Source organism: Bacillus cereus G9842 (assembly GCF_000021305.1).
In the GTDB taxonomy this organism is placed as follows: Bacteria; Bacillota; Bacilli; order Bacillales; family Bacillaceae_G; genus Bacillus_A; species Bacillus_A thuringiensis_S.
The window spans coordinates 579173-597407 of record NC_011772.1; the positions used below are offsets into that span (position 1 = coordinate 579173).

Consider the following 18235-nt stretch of genomic DNA (forward strand, 5'->3'; position numbering starts at 1 on the left):
AGATAGTGGCGAAAGAAATTACTGTAATTAAAAAGAAAGTTGTAACAGAGGAAGAACAGAAACAGCAAGTAGCAGATGAACTTCTAAATGAGCTATCTAATAATCGTGAAGCAGTAGAAGAAACGATGCAGCTTTTAGCACAGTTGCAGAAGGCTGGTATATTAGATGCGGCAATTAGTTTACTTGCTGCGAAGGAAGATGTTTCAAAAATCGCTGTGGAGCAATTAAATCGTGAACCCGTTAAAAATGCGTTAAATAATATGATGGGGGCAGGAGAAGCGTTATCTTCAGTTGACCCAGAAATAACGAAGCAAATTACGTCAAGTTTAGTTACAGGATTGCAATTTGCAACAGATGAATTAAATTGTGGTAAAAAAACAAAAGTGATGGATTTCTTTAAAGTATTAAAAGATCCAGATATCAATAGAGCTATTACATTCGGTTTTAGCTTCTTGAAAGCATTTGGACAAGGGCTAGAGAAAAAATAGAATAAATGAAAAAGTGATGGGAAGTAGCCATCACTTTTTTCATTATATGTATAAGAGTGTTCATGTTAAGCGGAATATATTATTATTAAAAAGATGGATTAGAACTGGAAATATGGAATCCATCTCAAATACCGTTTTAGAATTTGGAGGAGTATATGCAACACCGTAAAAAACTATCTATACCAGGAGTAATGAGACATTCCTTTCAAACAGTTAAATTTGCTTTTTGGAATGTATTAACTTTTCAACTTGCTTATAAATTATTAGCAGCGATTGTGTTTGTTCCACTATTTGGAATCATTTTTAATAAATTATTGTATTTTGGTGGTTATGCAAATGCGACAAATGATGAATTATTAGCGTTTTTAAAGACGCCTTATGGCATCTTAGCAATCGTAATTTTGTCATTGTTAGCACTGTTTCTTATCTTTACAGAATTTGCGGTGCTTATTATTATTTCGTATTTCGCTCATAAAAGACAGAAGGTGAAATTACGTCCGATTTTATATAAAACGGTAACGTATTTACCTACTCTTTTCACATATTGCTTACCAGGATTTATTTTATATGCTGTCGTATTGTTGCCTCTTTTAAATATGGGATATGAAACGGCATTAATCCCGCAAATTCAAATTCCTAACTTCATTACAGGAGAACTGTTTAAGACAACGATGGGACAAGTTGGTTATTACACGTTCTTTGCTGTAGTCGCGTATATAAATCTTCGATGGATTTTCGTTCTACCTATTGTTGTTTTAGAGCAAAAATCATTTCGCGTGGCAGCACGTAAAAGTGCAACTTTAGTAAAGGAAAGCTTTTTTAAAGTACTGCTCTTTTTAGTAGGATTTTTTATTTCAATTGGAATTGTATATGTCGTATTTTTGGGAATATATTTATTGTGCCTATGGGGTGTTTATGAATTTACAAATCCGAAAGGAACATTTGCATTATTAGCAGAATCAACGATTTCTGTATTTTTAACGAGTACATTGTATTTATTTAGTTTTATCGTGACGCCATTTTATATTATGGCGATTACGCGATTATACTTACAAAAGGTACCGGTTGAAGATGTTTTATTAGAAGAAGGATTAGATTATTCGAAAACGAAAGCAGATAAATGTTTCTTCCAAAAACATCGTTGGAAATTTATTGGCGTATATATTGTGGGGATTATTACTGCTGGAATGGTTGTTGCCTTCATTGTAACGTTTATTTCAAATTCGTATAAAGAACCAATTATTATGGCGCACCGCGGGTATATATCAAAAGGCGTAGAAAATACGAAAGAAGCTGTGCAAGGTGCTATTGATGCAAAAGCAGACTACGCTGAAATAGATGTATTACAAACGAAAGACGGTGAACTAGCGGTTATACATGATTTGAAGCTGAAGCGTCTTGCCAATGCCAATGTGCATGTGTCAGATTTAACGATGGCTGAGTTAAGGCAGCTTACCCTTAGTCAAGATGGACTTTCAGGACAAATAAGTACACTTGATGAAATCATTAAGCTAGCAAATGGCAAAATCAAACTTAATATAGAAGTGAAGCTTCATGGGGGCGAAAAAGATTTTGTAAACAAAGTCTTAAAAACGATTAAAGATAATGAATTTGAGAAGCAATGTGTAATTCAAACGTTACACTATCCACTTATTAAAGAGTTTAAACGTGCAAATCCAGATATAAAAGTAGGGTATATATTGTATGCAAGTAGAGCTAACTTAAAGAATGTGAAGGCTGACTTTTACGTAGCAGAAGAATATATGTTAAATAAGAAATTAGTAAAAGAAGCAAGGAAGTTAAACAAACCAATTTACGTATGGACAGTAAATGATATGGAAAATTTAAAGGCATATTATAAGTTAAACGTAGATGGTATCATAACCGATTATCCTGAAGATGCACGTGAAACAATTAAGATGTTAAAAGAGCAAGAAGCGGAAGAAAGTGATCTGTTTGATAAAATTACTGAAACGACAGATGATTTATTTTCTAAGTTATTTATAAGTTACCCAGCTGCTAGCTAAATGCTAGCAGCTGTTTTTTTGTGAAAAGAATATATCTCTAAAGTATTGAGTAAAGTAATAACTGTATATGTATACGTTATCGCTTAGGTTTCTTACATTGTTACATTATTGTCAAATAATAAATGATTGCTGTTTATTTTGAAATAGTATAATAAAAATAGAGTGAAAGATAATGGAATGACACAAAACCCCTAATAGAATCAATGTTTTATATATTTACACTATTCTAAATATAAAAACTTTAGGAAAATGGTATGTTAGCGTTTTCATAACTTTTAAGTTATGCTAGAATAAGGACATAAGTTATTAATTATTACAAAAAGAAAAAAGAATCTCTTTTTTCTGTTAATTATAAGGGGGCATTTCATTATGCGTATTGGGGTACCAGCAGAAATTAAAAATAACGAAAACCGTGTGGCAATGACACCAGCAGGTGTTGTACATTTAATTCGTAACAATCACGAAGTATTCATTCAAAAGGGTGCAGGTTTAGGATCTGGTTTCACAGACGCTCAGTATGTTGAAGCGGGAGCAAAAATTGTTGATACAGCTGAAGAAGCTTGGAACATGGAAATGGTTATGAAAGTTAAGGAACCAATTGAAAGCGAATACAAACACTTCAGTGAAGGCTTAATCTTGTTCACATACTTACACTTAGCTCCAGAGCCAGAATTAACAAAAGCTTTAATCGAGAAAAAAGTTGTTTCTATCGCATATGAAACAGTACAATTAGAAAACCGTTCATTACCATTACTTGCACCTATGAGTGAAGTAGCTGGTCGTATGGCTGCACAAATTGGTGCACAATTCCTTGAGAAAAACAAAGGCGGTAAAGGTATCTTACTTGCAGGTGTTCCAGGGGTTAAACGTGGTAAAGTAACAATCATCGGTGGTGGACAAGCTGGTACAAATGCTGCTAAAATTGCAGTTGGACTAGGTGCGGATGTAACAATCATCGACTTAAGCGCAGAACGTCTTCGTCAATTAGATGACATTTTCGGAAACCAAGTAAAAACTTTAATGTCTAATCCTTACAATATTGCAGAAGCTGTTAAAGAGTCTGATCTTGTAATCGGTGCAGTATTAATCCCAGGTGCAAAAGCTCCAAAACTTGTAACAGAAGAAATGATTAAATCAATGGAACCAGGTTCTGTTGTTGTAGATATCGCGATTGACCAAGGTGGTATTTTCGAAACAACTGACCGTATTACAACTCATGATAACCCAACTTACGAAAAACACGGCGTTGTTCATTATGCAGTTGCAAACATGCCAGGTGCGGTTCCACGTACATCAACTCTTGCATTAACAAACGTAACAGTACCATATGCAGTACAAATTGCTAACAAAGGCTACAAAGAAGCTTGCCTAGGTAACTCTGCATTACTAAAAGGTATTAACACATTAGATGGCTATGTAACATTCGAAGCAGTTGCAGAAGCTCACGGTGTAGAGTACAAAGGTGCTAAAGAATTATTAGAAGCAAAGACAGTATCTTGCTAATAGAAGCATTATACAAAACAAAATCGAACAATATATAAAACAACATGATAAGAGCTAAGAGTGAAGATCTCTTAGCTCTTCTTGGCAAAAGGGGGCATACATCGTGGCCAACCTATTTAAAAAGAAATCCGTTACGCAATTGTTAGGGGAAAGTAAAAGTAAAACTTTGACGAAAACGCTAGGGGCATTTGACCTAACAATGCTAGGGATTGGTGCGATAATTGGTACAGGAGTTCTAGTATTAACTGGATTAGTAGCAGCAAGAGATGCTGGTCCAGCAGTTATTTTTTCATTTATGATTGCAGCAATTGTTTGTGGATTTGCAGCATTATGTTATGCAGAAGTTGCATCTACACTTCCTGTTTCAGGTAGTGTGTACACATATTCGTATGCAACAATTGGTGAGTTTGTTGCTCATTTAATGGGATGGACATTGTTATCCGTATATGTCGTAACGACTGCCGCAGTAGCTGGCGGATGGACGGGTTATTTCAATAATTTAGTGAGTGGGCTGGGACTTGAAATTCCGAAAGCGTTGCTAACGATTCCAGCGCAAGGTGGTATGGTAAACTTACCAGCAGTTATTGTTACGTTAGTGATAACTTGGTTATTATCACGCGGTACGAAAGAAAGTAAGCGTGTGAATAACATAATGGTATTAATTAAAATTGGTATTGTTGTTTTATTCATTGCAGTTGGTGTATTCTACGTGAAACCAGAAAACTGGATACCATTTGCACCTTACGGTTTAAGTGGAGTGTTCGCAGGGGGAGCAGCAGTATTCTTTGCTTTCTTAGGATTTGATGCATTAGCAACTTCTGCTGAAGAAGTAAAAAATCCGCAACGTGATCTACCAATTGGTATTATTGCTTCGTTAGTTATTTGTACAATTATTTATGTTGTAGTTTGTCTCGTTATGACCGGTATGGTTTCTTATAAGGAATTAGATGTACCTGAAGCTATGGCGTATGTGTTAGAAGTTGTAGGACAAGATAAAGTGGCTGGTGTAATTGCAATTGGAGCTGTAATTGGTATTATGGCTGTAATTTTCGCTTACATTTATGCGACAACACGTGTATTCTTCGCAATGAGCCGTGATGGTTTATTACCAAAATCTTTTGCGAAAATTAACAAGAAGACTGAAGCGCCAACATTTTCAGTTTGGTTAACAGGAATTGGTAGTGCTTTAATTGCTGGATTTATCGATTTAAAAGAATTGTCGAATTTAGCGAATATTGGAGCGTTATTAACATTCGCCATGGTTGGTGTAACTGTTATCATTCTTCGTAAAACGCATCCGAAATTACAACGTGGATTTATGGTACCACTTGTACCGATCTTACCGATTATTTCAATTGCATGTTGTCTATTCTTAATGGTAAATTTACCGTTAACAACATGGATATACTTTGGTATTTGGTTAGCAATTGGAGTAGTTGTATACTTTGTTTATTCGAAAAAACATAGTCATTTAAAAGACGATAGCAGTTCGCAGGATAATTTAGATCAAGCTAATTAAAGGGATATAACACAGTAAGCCTTGTGCGTCTAGGGAGCGCGCAAGGCTTTTTCTTTTGTTGAAATAAAGGGAACATATATTACTTTGTTGAATTTTTATGTCGGAATATGAAAAAAGGGGTGTGCGAATTGTACATCCTTTTTTGTATGAGAATATAGAGGATGCGGAAAATATGTATATGCCTTACTAAAATGTGAACGAAATGTTCATAAAAAAATTCAGATTTCATTGACACATATGAGCAGGTGCTCATATAATAAGAGTATAAAATATATGAATGATTGTTCATATGTTCAATTAAAGAGGTGAGCTATAATGGCTGGAAATAAAGTAGAAACACCACAAGAGACATGTTCTCAAACGATAATTCATGAAGAAGTTGTTGAGCAAGTAAAACAAACAATTCCAACTGATGAAAGTTTAAGTAAAGTAGCAGAACTATTTAAAGTATTAGGTGACCGTACACGTACGAGAATATTACATGCGCTATTTGAAGCTGAGATGTGCGTTTGTGATTTAGCTTATTTATTAGGAATGACACAATCATCTATTTCGCATCAGCTTCGTGTGTTAAAGCAAGCGAAACTTGTAAAGAATCGTAAAGAAGGAAAGGTTGTTTATTATTCGTTAGCTGATCAGCACGTAATTCATATCTTCGAGCAAGCGTTTGAGCACGTAAACGAAGAAGAATAAAAAGAACGCGAGGAGGGAGAACGATGGCTGAAGCATTAGTGAAAAAGAAATTGATGTTAGAAGGTTTAGATTGTGCGAACTGTGCAATGAAAATTGAAAAAGGTGTTGGGAATATAGAAGGAGTAAATTCTTGCTCTGTAAACTTCGCAACAAAGACAATGATCTTAGAAACAGCACAAAATAAAGAAAACGAAGTTGTTACGGAAGCAAAACAACTCGTTACAAAATTAGAACCGCATATTAAAGTGCAAGAAGAACAAAAAAATAAAATTGCTAAAGAAGTATTTATATTAGAAGGTTTAGATTGCGCGAACTGTGCAATGAAAATTGAAAATAAAGTTAAGGAAATGCCAGCTGTCTCAGAAGCAACTGTTGATTTCGTATCGAAGAAACTACGAGTAGAAGTTGCGAATAAAAGAGAACTAGAAGCGACTGTAGCAAATATAACAAATGTCGTTCAAAAGTTAGAGCCAGATGTGAAAGTTGTTCGTGAAGAGAAGAACGGTCATGACCACGGACATAGTCACGATCATGGTGAAGCAAATGTGAAAAAGATGGTAGGGAGATTAGTGGTTGGCGGAATTTTGACGGCAATTGCTGCATTAGCGGGCTTACCACAAATGGTAACAATTCCGTTATTCGTCCTTGCTTATTTATTAATAGGTGGAGATATCGTTTGGAGAGCGGTAAAAAACATAACTCGTGGCCAAGTATTTGATGAAAACTTCTTAATGGCAATTGCAACTGTAGGAGCTTTTGCAATTCAGCAATATTCAGAAGCTGTAGCAGTAATGCTATTTTATCAAGTAGGAGAACTATTCCAAAGCATTGCGGTAAACCGCTCTCGAAAATCAATTACTTCATTAATGGATATTCGTCCTGATTATGCGAATGTAAAGGTTGGAAATGAAACGAAACAAGTATCACCAGAAGATGTACAAATTGGCGATTATATTATCGTTAAGCCAGGTGAGAAAGTACCATTAGACGGAAAAGTAATTGAAGGAACATCAATGGTAGATACTTCAGCATTAACTGGTGAATCTGTACCACGTGAAGTTGAAGTTGGAAATGATGTATTAAGTGGCTTTGTGAACCAAAACGGCGTGTTGACAATTGAAGTTACAAAAGAATTTGGTGAATCAACTGTATCGAAAATTTTAGATTTAGTTCAAAATGCAAGCAGTAAAAAAGCACCAACAGAAAACTTTATTACGAAGTTTGCGCGTTACTACACTCCAGTTGTAGTTATTACAGCGGCGATCATGGCGTTTATTCCACCGCTTATTTTAGAAGGGGCTACATTCTCTGAGTGGATTTATAGAGCTTTAGTGTTCTTAGTAATCTCTTGTCCATGTGCGTTAGTTGTATCCATTCCTCTTGGATTCTTTGGAGGTATCGGTGGTGCATCTAAAAGTGGTGTGTTAGTAAAAGGTAGTAACTATTTAGAAGCTTTAAATGATGTAAAATATATTGTTTTTGACAAAACAGGAACATTAACAAAAGGTGTTTTCAAAGTTACAAAAATGGAACCGAGCGAAGGTACTACAAGCGAAGAGTTATTAGAGTATGCGGCATTTGCTGAAGTGTATTCTAACCATCCAATTGCCCAATCTATTCGAAAGGCATATGGAAAATCAATTGATGAAAAAATAATCGATGATTATAACGAAATTTCTGGTCACGGTACAGTCGTAAAAGTACAAGGAAAAGAAATTTTTGCAGGTAATGCAAAATTAATGAGAAAAGAAAATATTGAATTTAAACAACCAGAAACAGTAGGTACATTAGTTCACGTTGCTATAGATGGAAAATATGCAGGTTATATTGTTATTTCTGATGAGGTAAAAGAGGATTCGAAACAAGCGATTCAAAAGTTAAAAGAACTAGGTATTAAAAAGACAGTAATGTTAACTGGTGATGCAAAAACAGTTGGTGAAGCTGTCGGTAAAGAATTAGGCTTAGATGAAGTTCATGCGGAATTACTACCGCAACAAAAAGTAGAAGAGATTGAAAAAATTGATGCAGCGAAGCATGGAAAAGAAAAAATTGCCTTCGTTGGTGACGGTATTAACGATACACCAGTATTAGCCCGTGCAGACGTTGGTATTGCGATGGGTGGTTTAGGATCAGATGCAGCAATTGAAGCGGCAGACATCGTTATTATGACTGATGAGCCTTCAAAAATTGCGACAGCTGTAAAAATTGCAAAACGCACAAGAAGTATAGTGTGGCAAAATATCATCTTTGCTTTAGGTGTAAAAGGGATCGTTCTATTACTTGGTGCCTTTGGTATTGCAACAATGTGGGAAGCTGTTTTCTCAGATGTTGGTGTGACACTACTTGCAGTGTTAAATGCAATGCGTGTATTACGAGTGAAAGATTTATAAAAAAGAGGACGCAACCTGCGTCCTCTTTTTTATTGGTTATTTTGTTGAAATTGATTTAATAAAATAATATCAAATATTATTTTACTTTTTAATAATATGATATTAAAATTTACAAATAAAAAACATTCGTCGTATTATTTTAATATATTTTTTACAAATATCCATATAGTATTGAAAAAACAGAGAAGGAGAAACTTCTCTGTTTACTTTTGTATGTTTTTTTCAACTTGTTCTCGAACAGTTTGAATGTAATTCATTTTATGATCCCAACATTCTTGGCTTAAATCGACAGGATACTCTTCGGGATTTAAAGTTCGCATGTATTCTTCCCAAAATAGAGCGAGACTCTGTTCATTATATTGCTGAATATCTAATATACTTGGTAGTTCATATGTTCTTTCACCGTTAACGAAAATGTCTTTATGGAGTTCACGGGCTTCAAAGTTTGTTACGAATTTACTTATATATGTGTGAACTGGATGGAACATTTTTAAGCGCTCTTCTTTTCCAGGTTCTTCAGAATCTAACGCAATATAATCGCCTTCTGCATGATCGTTAACCCGATTGATAATACGATAAATTCGTTTCAGTCCTGGAGTGGTAATTTTTTCAGGATTAGATGAAATTTTAATCGTATCATTTAATTTTCCGTCAGTATCTTCAATCGCAACTAGTTTGTAAACAGCCCCTAATGCAGGTTGCTCAAAGGACGTAATTAATTTTGTCCCAACACCCCATACGTCAATTTTTGCCCCTTGAGATTTAAGGTGCATAATTGTGTATTCATCTAAATCGCTAGAAGCGATAATTTTTGTATTTGTAAACCCTGATTCATCTAGTAGTTTTCGTGCCTTTTTCGATAAATAAGCCATATCACCACTATCAAGACGTATACCATAGAAATCAATACGATCCCCAAATTCTTTTGCAACACGAATTGCATTTGGAACACCAGATTTCAATGTGTCATATGTATCAACGAGAAAGACGCACTTCTTATGAGTTTCAGCGTATTTCTTAAACGCGACGTATTCATCGCGATATGCTTGAACGAAAGAGTGAGCGTGTGTGCCAGCTACAGGGATCCCAAAGCGTTTCCCAGCACGAACATTGCTTGTAGAGGAGAAACCACCAATAAAGGCAGCACGCGTCCCCCAAAGGGCAGCGTCGAACTCGTGGGCACGTCTTGTGCCGAACTCTAAAAGCTCATCATTATTTGCAGCATGTTTCATACGGGCTGCTTTTGTTGCAATTAATGTTTGGTAATTCACAATATTTAAGAGAGCGGTTTCAATAATTTGTGCTTCACCCAGTGGTGCATCAACGCGTAATAAAGGCTCGTTATTAAATACAACTTCACCTTCTTGCATACTACGAATCGTCCCAGTGAATTTCATATTTTGTAAATAATGAAGGAATTCTTCTTCAAATTGTAATTCTGCTAAATAAGCGATATCGCTTTCAGTAAAGCTGAAATTTTCTATGTACTCTACAATTTTCTCAAGGCCAGCAAAAACAGCGTAGCCGTTCTCAAATGGAAGCTTTCGAAAGTATAAATCAAACACGGAACGGCGATTATGAATACCATCTTTCCAATATGTATAAGCCATGTTGATTTGATATAGGTCTGTATGTAAGGCATAACTATCGTCTTTATAATGAGTCATCGCGAGAACACCTCCATAATTTGGTTATAGTATACCAATTTTTCACCATTCGTAGCAAAGAAGAGATATTGAAGTGAAGTCAAGAGAGAAAAAAATGAAATTATGCATATTTTTTAGAAAATTTATATTTATCAATTTATATTTCTCCAAATTTTATGTATTATTAGAGTAATGGGGTAATGAGAATGGAGGAGGACAATGCAACAAACATTAGAAAAAATAGGCAAACAAGTCTTTTACAAACGGCTTCAGCAAAAAATGACACAAGAAGAATTATGTCAGGGCATTTGTTCTGTCTCATACTTAAGTAAGATTGAAAATGGAAAGATCGAAGCATCAGAAGAAATTCTACAATTGCTCTGCACAAGGTTAGAAATTGCCGTGACGGATTTGAGGGATGTAGAAGAAGATGTGAAGGGGAAGTTGGATGAATGGCTGAATGCACTAGTTCATTTGGACAAGCCACAAGTAGAACGTATATATGAAGAGTTACAAGGTGAAATGAAGCATGTGTTGGATTTTGAAATTATAAATTATTATAAACTGCTGTATACGCGGTATTTAATTATGAAAAGGGATTTAGTAGCTCTTGAAGAAGAATTGGATAAGTTGAAAAAGGTGTATAAAAAATATTCACCATTTCAAAAAATGCTTTATACGTATAGTAGGGCGTTATTATATTCTTTACAGTATAAATATACACAGGCTTTGGAGTACTTACTGCAAACGGAAACCATGGCGAAGGAACTGGGCTATTATGAAACGGGGATATATTATAATTTAGCGCTCACATATAGTCAGATGGAAATAGACCACATGACTTTATACTTTGCTAATGTTGCGTTAGAAGGCTTTAAGAGTGAGTATAAGTTTAGAAATATAATTAATTGTAAATTTCTAATTGCATTTAGTTATACTCGAAAAAAACAATATAATGAAGCGATGGAAAACTATAATCATATTCTAAGAGAAGCAAATTCTTTTGCGGATAAAGATAATATTATGTCAATCGCTTTAAATAATATTGGTTATTTGTATTACCGTCAAAAGAATTATGTGAAGGCAAAAGAGTATTATATAGAATGTTTAAAGTATAAAAAAGAAGAGGATATGAATTATATTGATGCTATGTATGAACTATCCTTACAATGTATTCAATTGGGAGAATTTGAAGACGCGAAGAAATGGATTGAAAAAGGTATTTTTGCTGCAAAGAAAGCTGAAAGATACAAAGGAATGTTATATTTACTATTAAGTTTACAATATAAGTATTTTGAAAAAAGAGATACTTATAAAAGGTTTTTGGAAACAGAGGTAGTTCCTTTTTTTAAAGCTGAAAACAATATAAAAGATTTGAAAACTATATATTTAGAGTTGGCGGAGTACTTAGAAGAATGCGCAGATTTTAAAGAAAGTAATTATTATTATAAATTAGCAATAAAATTATTAGAAGAATAAAAAGGAGTGAGATTATGAAAAAGTTTATTGTAGGAACATTTGTAATTATGTCAATTGCGGCGATAGTATTAGATATTCAGTATGCTTGGAAACCAGATGTCCTTGGTCAAGAAGCTAAAACCGTTGAACAAATTAATTCATAATGAAGAAACCCCTTTCCAACCGGAAAGGGGTTTTTCAATATTTGTTCCTCAAAATTCTACAAAACTTGAGAAAATAATTATTTGAATTTTTAGTATATTAATAGTGGAAACATAATGCTAATATGAAACTACTCTTTTTCAAAAAAATTTTTATTAGGGGGAAGGTTCATGAAAAAGAAAAGTTTAGCGTTAGTGTTAGCGACAGGAATGGCAGTTACAACGTTTGGAGGGACAGGCTCTGCATTTGCGGATTCTAAAAATGTACTCTCTACGAAGAAGTACAATGAGACAGTACAGTCACCTGAGTTTATTTCTGGTGATTTAACTGGAGCGACTGGTAAGAAAGCAGAATCTGTTGTGTTTGATTACTTAAACGCAGCAAAAGGTGATTACAAGCTAGGGGAAAAGAGTGCGCAAGATTCTTTCAAAGTGAAACAAGTGAAGAAAGATGCTGTAACTGATTCAACAGTAGTACGTATGCAACAAGTTTACGAAGGAGTACCTGTATGGGGTTCTACTCAAGTAGCTCACGTAAGTAAAGACGGTTCTTTAAAAGTATTGTCTGGAACAGTTGCACCTGATTTAGACAAGAAGGAAAAGTTGAAAAATAAAAATAAGATTGAAGGCGCAAAAGCGATTGAAATCGCGCAGCAAGACTTAGGGGTAACACCGAAATATGAGGTAGAACCAAAAGCGGACTTATATGTATATCAAAATGGTGAAGAAACAACATATGCATACGTTGTAAATCTAAACTTCTTAGATCCTAGTCCAGGAAACTACTACTATTTCATTGAAGCAGACAGCGGTAAAGTATTAAATAAATATAATAAATTGGATCATGTAGCAAATGAAGATAAGTCACCAGTTAAGCAAGAGGCTCCTAAACAGGATGCGAAAGCAGTAGTAAAACCTGTAACAGGAACAAATAAAGTAGGAACTGGTAAAGGTGTATTAGGAGATACGAAATCACTTAATACAACATTATCTGGTTCATCTTACTACTTACAAGATAATACGCGCGGAGCAACGATTTTCACATACGATGCGAAAAACCGCTCAACATTACCAGGAACATTATGGGCAGATGCAGATAATGTTTTCAATGCAGCGTATGATGCAGCGGCAGTAGATGCTCATTACTATGCAGGTAGAACATATGATTATTATAAAGCTACATTTAACAGAAACTCTATTAATGATGCAGGAGCACCATTAAAATCAACAGTTCATTACGGAAGTAAGTATAATAATGCATTCTGGAACGGTTCACAAATGGTATACGGGGATGGTGATGGTGTAACATTCACTTCATTATCTGGTGGAATTGACGTAATTGGTCACGAATTAACGCATGCTGTTACGGAAAATAGCTCGGACTTAATTTATCAAAATGAATCAGGGGCGTTAAATGAAGCGATTTCTGATATCTTTGGTACTTTAGTAGAATTCTATGATAACCGTAACCCAGATTGGGAGATTGGTGAAGATATTTACACGCCTGGTAAAGCAGGAGACGCGCTTCGCTCTATGAGTGATCCAGCGAAATATGGTGACCCAGACCACTATTCTAAGCGTTACACAGGTTCAAGTGATAACGGTGGCGTTCATACAAACAGTGGTATTATTAACAAACAAGCTTATTTATTAGCAAATGGTGGTACGCATTCTGGTGTAACTGTAACTGGTATTGGTAAAGATAAATTAGGTGCGATTTACTACCGTGCAAATACACAGTATTTCACGCAATCTACTACATTTAGTCAAGCTCGTGCTGGTGCAGTACAAGCTGCTGCGGATTTATATGGTGCTAGCTCTGCAGAAGTAAATGCAGTGAAGCAATCATTTAGTGCTGTTGGTGTAAATTAAGGATTTAAGGGACAGATATTAATAAAATACTTCAAAAATAAAGAAGGAGCATGGGCTCCTTCTTTATTTTTTTCTCCATTTTTTCCACAAATAAAACAATCCAATAGCGCCTGCGATTGTTACAATCCACTTCGCTTCATTTGTTCCGTTTATAACATGATATGCCGAATATACTTCAATCAATAAGGCCGGTATTTTACCTATTGTACTGGCAATACTGAAGGAGAGTAATGACATTTTCCCTAGAGCTGCAAATAAAGTCACGATACTTGATGGGATGAAAGGTATCAATCGAAACGATAGAACGAGTAGAAAGGCCTCTATACCTTCTACATAAAGAAGACGCTCTACCTTTGGGTACTTATTTACTTTATCGTGAGTGAACTTTTGAAGGCCTATGCGATAAATATAAAACGAGATAATAGCCCCTAAGGCCTCACCTGCGATCGAAATGATTGTGCCATTTGTTACACCGAAGAGCTGTATATTAATGGCGGTTAAAAAGATGCTAGGAATAACACCTAAAAGACTAATGATGATGTTAATTAAGATACTAAGTGGAATTGCGATTGAATAGTATTCTGTTAAGAAATTTTGAATCGTTTCAGCCATTGTTTAAAATCCTTTATCTTTTTTTGCATTACACCATATTTCGTTTGTATAGGCAAGGGTAAATTTACATAATGTAGAAAAACGTTGATAAGAAGGGGTCTTTATACCTTATATGGGTATTAGGTATATAAAAATGGGGGTATTTTAAAAGAATTTAAAAAAACTATAAAAACCTTTGTATAAAAGAGTTTTATAGTTATGTTATCAGTGTTTTCATCTGGGAAATAATCATAAAATATAGGGGGTATATATTATAAAAAGTCGAAAAATAGAGGGTTGATGAAATTGCGCGGGTAAATATGGAAAAATAGATGAAAAAAATGAAAACTGATAGATTTTTTCGTTGTGAAATTGACTTTTAGTGAAGTTGCGATAATAATCATGAAAGAGGTGATATGATGAAACGAATAAGTAGTCTTTTCTTGAGTGGTTTATTGGCACTAATGCTGATCTTAAGTGGATGTGCAGGAAAAGAACAAAAAACAGAGAAACAAACAGGGAATCAATCGACATCAGTAGAAAAAATTAGTGATAATATTTTAGATGAAATGGAAGGGCCACCTAAAAATGGTCATACGATTGAAAGACATGTAGGCAAATCAGAAGAAGATTTGAAGAATCGCTTGAAGACAGATAAAGTATCAGCAGCAAGTACATACTATGACAAGGAAACAGCAACGAAAGCTGTAAAAGATAGTTTGAAGCAGCATGATAAGGAAATTCAAGACTGGTTAAAAAATTCTAAAGAGGCTCGTCTCGTATTAAATACAACACATTCATTCCCGGTTGGAAAAACGGTAATAAAGAAAAATATGAGTGTAAAAGACAAGTTGGTAAAAACTGTTACTGTTTTAGCAAGAGATAAGTCAGGAGAATTAGGGTTTAAGATTATTACTTCTTATCCATCTGATAAATAAGAAGGGGGAGTACATTATGTATACGACATTACAATACTTTCTTAAATCGTACTGTACGTTAAGTATTCATGAGGATGAAATAGTAAGCGTGATGGAAGAGTTTATTGAACAAGAAGACGAAGAAATTGTTTTGAAATTACGTGATGAATTAATAAATATGAAGAAAAAGAACGCGTGGGAAGAGGCGTGTGTATTAGCTGCGAAGCAAGGCAATCGTATGTGGTCTTTAGAAGAAACGAAAGACCATCTTGAAACTTTTTTACTATTACTGCAAAAGAAAAAGGCGTGATATAATCACGCCTTTTTCTTTATGCTATTCGGTGGATATTAGCTATTCTTTTGGAGCGCTTTTATATACGCTTTTTGAAATTTGTCCATTTGATATTACTTCCCCGTTTTGTGTTACTTTTTTATACGTAACCGCTGTGATTTTATCACTAGTCCTACTAATTACTTGAGAAGAAACTTCAACATTTTTACCAGTATTTGTACCGAAAATGCGTGTAGTAATACTACCTCCATTTGAAAATGCTTGAATATAAATATGATTGCCCGTATTATTTTTAAATTTTAAATCTGGACCATAATCTGCTACTGCTGCATCTTGCCCAAGTGGTAAATAATTTACCGGCATAGAATGATTGCTTCGAGAAACAATGCCTAAATCTGCCCTTAAAGCTGCGCTGTATAATGTACTACTGACTTGGCAAACTCCTCCGCCTGCACTTTGTATTACTTTACCTTGTGAATATACTGCTGCAGATTTGTAACCATGTGCAGCATCAGTTACGCCAACGCGGCCGTTAAAACTAAACGTTTCATCAGGTGCGACAATAACCCCACTTAAAGTATTGGCTGACTTATTTACGTTAAATGATTGATTTCCGTTACGGCCGGCCATTGGAGTAGAATATTCAGCGATGACTTCTTTAATCCCCATTTTCTGTATGTCTTCTGTAGAGCGTTCTGGTTTTATGAATGTGACTGGCAATGTGACATCTGATTTACCGGTAGTAATAGCTTCGTTTGTTAAACCGTTTAGTTTCCCTTTATCAATTTTTTCTCCGTTTTGGCTTTGACTAACATTTACTGTTGAGCCTTCAATACTGAATTCTGCATTAATAGGATTTTTTAATGTTTCATTATATTTATCTTTTATAAAGGTTTCATAAGCTGTTGCATTTAATTGTGGTGTTAATTTATATTCACGTTTTAATTCACCGTTTTCAGCTTGCTTACGCATTTTGTAACGATTCATTACGTTTCCTTCTTGTTCTTTAAAGATTTTGTCAATAATATCTTTCTCTTTATAATTTATCCCTAAATCTTTCCATGTGTAAGTTTGTTTATCGTTTTGGAATATGTAGGTAAGGGATTTTTGATCTAATTCAGTTACCTTTTGATTAATAATTGCTTGAATATCTTTCTTATTTTTTCCATCGAGAGAAATACCTTCAAATGTAGTATTCGGTAATGCAGTAGTATCTAATTGATTATTTAATTTGGAGACATATTGATATCCCCCAACACCGCCTACACAAAGTAATATGCCCCCAGCAATTGCAGAACCGATCAGTATTTTACTTAGCTTCATTTATTTCCCCCCAGAAATTTATGTATAAATATATGTATTACATTTTTTGTATAAAAATGATGAAAATAACATTATGTACGTACTAGTATACTATTATTTTCACTGTGTGTGTAATGTTTTCATAAAAAATGTTACACCGCTGTAATAATTGTCACTTCTTGTCACAATGTGTATGAAAAATATGTTGAAAAATATAATAAAAAGGCTGTCTAGAGAAATCTAGCAGCCTTTTTATTATAATTTTTTATGCTCATTTTTATTCGTAACACCGAGATGTTCTTGTAGTTTTGTCGAAATATTATTGACGCTTTTTTCATTTGGAACGTAATAATAAATACCGCCTATATATTTATCTGTACCTTCTACTTGCATTTTTTCCATCTTTAAATTTGAATCCATTGAATTTTTTGTAATTGTCATCATATCATCAAAAGTTAAATTGGTTTTTAAGTCTTTATCGACAGCGTCTAGTAGGCCTCCGATTTTATTAATGGAATTAAGAGATAGTGCCTTTTCAGCAATGGCCTCTAATACAAGCTGTTGGCGTTGACCACGCATATAATCACTATCGATATGACGAGTTCTAGCCAGTGCCAGTGCCTCTTCTCCATTTAAATGTTGACGTCCTTTTTTTAGATGAATTGCATCTGCTTCATCTTTACTATTTTGCTCTGTGAACTCAACTGGAACGTCTACAGTAATACCACCAAGGGAATCAACAATTTTAATAAATGATTTAAAGTTGAATTTTACATAGTAGTCAACTGGAACATCTAAAAAGTTCTCTACCGTATCAATTGTGCTGTCTACACCACCGAATACGTGCGCATGTGTGATTTTATCGTATTTATCACGTGATTTAATGTAGACGCGTGAGTCACGTGGAATGCTTACAAGTTTAACGGATTTATCGTTTTTATTAATTGTTGCAAGTAATAACGCATCTGTTCGAGTTGCTTTTCCATAACCTTTTTCCCTAATATCACTTTCATCAACACCCATAATTAGTACAGAAATGTTGTCGGTCATAGGTTTAACAGCTTTTTCACGTTTACTGGACTTATCTCCTCGACCTAGTTCAGCATAAGCATTATTTAAGACGGACTTTGCTTTACTGTATATATGGAAGGAGTAGCCTCCTGCTCCAAGTGCTACAATTAGTAATGGAATAAGAAGGAACCAAAGTAGGCGTTTTTTCTTTGAGCGTCCTTTTCTGGCTCGCGTATTGTTGTTCGGGTCGGATTTCATCATTTTTTCTCCTTTAAAACTATCGAAGTATATACATTTAGAAGTGTATTCAAACACATAAAAAATATTTTACGCTAAATAAAAGCGATTGTACATGTATAAAAAAT

The 18235-nt window shown here is 34.6% G+C and carries 15 protein-coding genes; 11 read left to right on the top strand and 4 right to left on the bottom strand.

Features of this window, described 5'->3' with window-relative positions; genetic code table 11:
- Window positions 1–5 precede the first annotated feature (5 nt).
- The 6 genes from BCG9842_RS02890 (at window position 6) to BCG9842_RS02915 (ending at window position 8620) form a co-directional block, all read left to right on the top strand.
- Entirely contained in the window at window positions 6–488 is a 483-nt protein-coding gene (locus BCG9842_RS02890; protein ID WP_001040538.1) for a DUF1641 domain-containing protein, read from the top strand.
- 155 nt (window positions 489–643) lie between these two features.
- Window positions 644–2515, top strand: a complete 1872-nt coding sequence (locus tag BCG9842_RS02895; protein WP_001164710.1) for a glycerophosphodiester phosphodiesterase — start codon at window positions 644–646, stop codon at window positions 2513–2515.
- A 369-nt stretch (window positions 2516–2884) separates the two neighbouring features.
- Window positions 2885–4018, top strand: coding sequence for an alanine dehydrogenase (gene ald / locus BCG9842_RS02900; protein ID WP_001219743.1), 1134 nt, complete (start codon window positions 2885–2887; stop codon window positions 4016–4018).
- Window positions 4019–4121: 103 nt separating this feature from the next.
- Window positions 4122–5537: an amino acid permease gene (locus BCG9842_RS02905; protein WP_001284899.1), complete on the top strand. Its 1416-nt coding sequence runs from the start codon at window positions 4122–4124 to the stop codon at window positions 5535–5537.
- Window positions 5538–5852: 315 nt separating this feature from the next.
- Entirely contained in the window at window positions 5853–6230 is a 378-nt protein-coding gene (locus tag BCG9842_RS02910; RefSeq protein WP_000918378.1) for an ArsR/SmtB family transcription factor, read from the top strand.
- A gap of 23 nt (window positions 6231–6253) precedes the next feature.
- A complete protein-coding gene (locus BCG9842_RS02915) occupies window positions 6254–8620 on the top strand; it encodes a heavy metal translocating P-type ATPase (RefSeq protein WP_000796565.1) in 2367 nt (788 codons plus the stop codon).
- A gap of 203 nt (window positions 8621–8823) precedes the next feature.
- Here BCG9842_RS02915 and BCG9842_RS02920 read toward each other — a convergent pair whose 3' ends face one another.
- Entirely contained in the window at window positions 8824–10287 is a 1464-nt protein-coding gene (locus BCG9842_RS02920) for a nicotinate phosphoribosyltransferase (protein WP_000150180.1), read from the bottom strand.
- 198 nt (window positions 10288–10485) lie between these two features.
- Here BCG9842_RS02920 and BCG9842_RS02925 point away from each other — a divergent pair, with 198 nt between their 5' ends.
- The 3 genes from BCG9842_RS02925 to BCG9842_RS02930 all read left to right on the top strand — a co-directional run bounded on the left by BCG9842_RS02925 (window position 10486) and on the right by BCG9842_RS02930 (window position 13757).
- Window positions 10486–11745: a tetratricopeptide repeat protein gene (locus BCG9842_RS02925; protein WP_001187953.1), complete on the top strand. Its 1260-nt coding sequence runs from the start codon at window positions 10486–10488 to the stop codon at window positions 11743–11745.
- Between the two features lie 14 nt (window positions 11746–11759).
- Complete coding sequence (locus tag BCG9842_RS30900; protein WP_000713580.1) at window positions 11760–11888, top strand: NprX family peptide pheromone; 129 nt, start codon at window positions 11760–11762, stop codon at window positions 11886–11888.
- Window positions 11889–12056: 168 nt separating this feature from the next.
- Complete coding sequence (locus BCG9842_RS02930) at window positions 12057–13757, top strand: M4 family metallopeptidase (protein WP_000730377.1); 1701 nt, start codon at window positions 12057–12059, stop codon at window positions 13755–13757.
- A gap of 63 nt (window positions 13758–13820) precedes the next feature.
- Here BCG9842_RS02930 and BCG9842_RS02935 read toward each other — a convergent pair whose 3' ends face one another.
- Window positions 13821–14369 (bottom strand): TVP38/TMEM64 family protein, encoded by a 549-nt coding sequence (locus BCG9842_RS02935; protein ID WP_000852228.1) that lies wholly within the window; start codon window positions 14367–14369, stop codon window positions 13821–13823.
- A 398-nt stretch (window positions 14370–14767) separates the two neighbouring features.
- Here BCG9842_RS02935 and BCG9842_RS02940 point away from each other — a divergent pair, with 398 nt between their 5' ends.
- The gene (locus BCG9842_RS02940) at window positions 14768–15286 is read left to right on the top strand and encodes an RNase A-like domain-containing lipoprotein (protein ID WP_000822706.1); all 519 of its coding nucleotides are present in this window, start codon (window positions 14768–14770) and stop codon (window positions 15284–15286) included.
- Window positions 15287–15302: 16 nt separating this feature from the next.
- On the top strand, window positions 15303–15575 hold the full coding sequence (locus BCG9842_RS02945; protein ID WP_000288803.1) for a hypothetical protein: 273 nt from the start codon (window positions 15303–15305) through the stop codon (window positions 15573–15575).
- A gap of 42 nt (window positions 15576–15617) precedes the next feature.
- On the opposite strand, the gene BCG9842_RS02950 is transcribed toward BCG9842_RS02945, so the two are convergent.
- Window positions 15618–16880, bottom strand: coding sequence for a VanW family protein (locus BCG9842_RS02950; RefSeq protein WP_000777357.1), 1263 nt, complete (start codon window positions 16878–16880; stop codon window positions 15618–15620).
- Between the two features lie 234 nt (window positions 16881–17114).
- Window positions 17115–18131 carry an LCP family protein gene (locus tag BCG9842_RS02955; protein WP_002083775.1) on the bottom strand — a complete coding sequence of 339 codons (1017 nt, stop codon included), beginning with the start codon at window positions 18129–18131 and terminating at the stop codon, window positions 17115–17117.
- Window positions 18132–18235 lie beyond the last annotated feature (104 nt).

Excerpts from the sequence above, each read along its gene's own strand:
- BCG9842_RS02895 (WP_001164710.1), top strand. The coding sequence starts at position 644 with ATGCAACACCGTAAAAAACTATCTATACCAGGAGTAATGAGACATTCC.
- ald (WP_001219743.1), top strand. The coding sequence starts at position 2,885 with ATGCGTATTGGGGTACCAGCAGAAATTAAAAATAACGAAAACCGTGTG.
- BCG9842_RS02910 (WP_000918378.1), top strand. The coding sequence starts at position 5,853 with ATGGCTGGAAATAAAGTAGAAACACCACAAGAGACATGTTCTCAAACG.
- BCG9842_RS02915 (WP_000796565.1), top strand. The coding sequence starts at position 6,254 with ATGGCTGAAGCATTAGTGAAAAAGAAATTGATGTTAGAAGGTTTAGAT.
- BCG9842_RS02920 (WP_000150180.1), bottom strand. The coding sequence starts at position 10,287 with ATGACTCATTATAAAGACGATAGTTATGCCTTACATACAGACCTATAT.
- BCG9842_RS02925 (WP_001187953.1), top strand. The coding sequence starts at position 10,486 with ATGCAACAAACATTAGAAAAAATAGGCAAACAAGTCTTTTACAAACGG.
- BCG9842_RS30900 (WP_000713580.1), top strand. The coding sequence starts at position 11,760 with ATGAAAAAGTTTATTGTAGGAACATTTGTAATTATGTCAATTGCGGCG.
- BCG9842_RS02930 (WP_000730377.1), top strand. The coding sequence starts at position 12,057 with ATGAAAAAGAAAAGTTTAGCGTTAGTGTTAGCGACAGGAATGGCAGTT.
- BCG9842_RS02935 (WP_000852228.1), bottom strand. The coding sequence starts at position 14,369 with ATGGCTGAAACGATTCAAAATTTCTTAACAGAATACTATTCAATCGCA.
- BCG9842_RS02940 (WP_000822706.1), top strand. The coding sequence starts at position 14,768 with ATGAAACGAATAAGTAGTCTTTTCTTGAGTGGTTTATTGGCACTAATG.
- BCG9842_RS02945 (WP_000288803.1), top strand. The coding sequence starts at position 15,303 with ATGTATACGACATTACAATACTTTCTTAAATCGTACTGTACGTTAAGT.
- BCG9842_RS02950 (WP_000777357.1), bottom strand. The coding sequence starts at position 16,880 with ATGAAGCTAAGTAAAATACTGATCGGTTCTGCAATTGCTGGGGGCATA.
- BCG9842_RS02955 (WP_002083775.1), bottom strand. The coding sequence starts at position 18,131 with ATGATGAAATCCGACCCGAACAACAATACGCGAGCCAGAAAAGGACGC.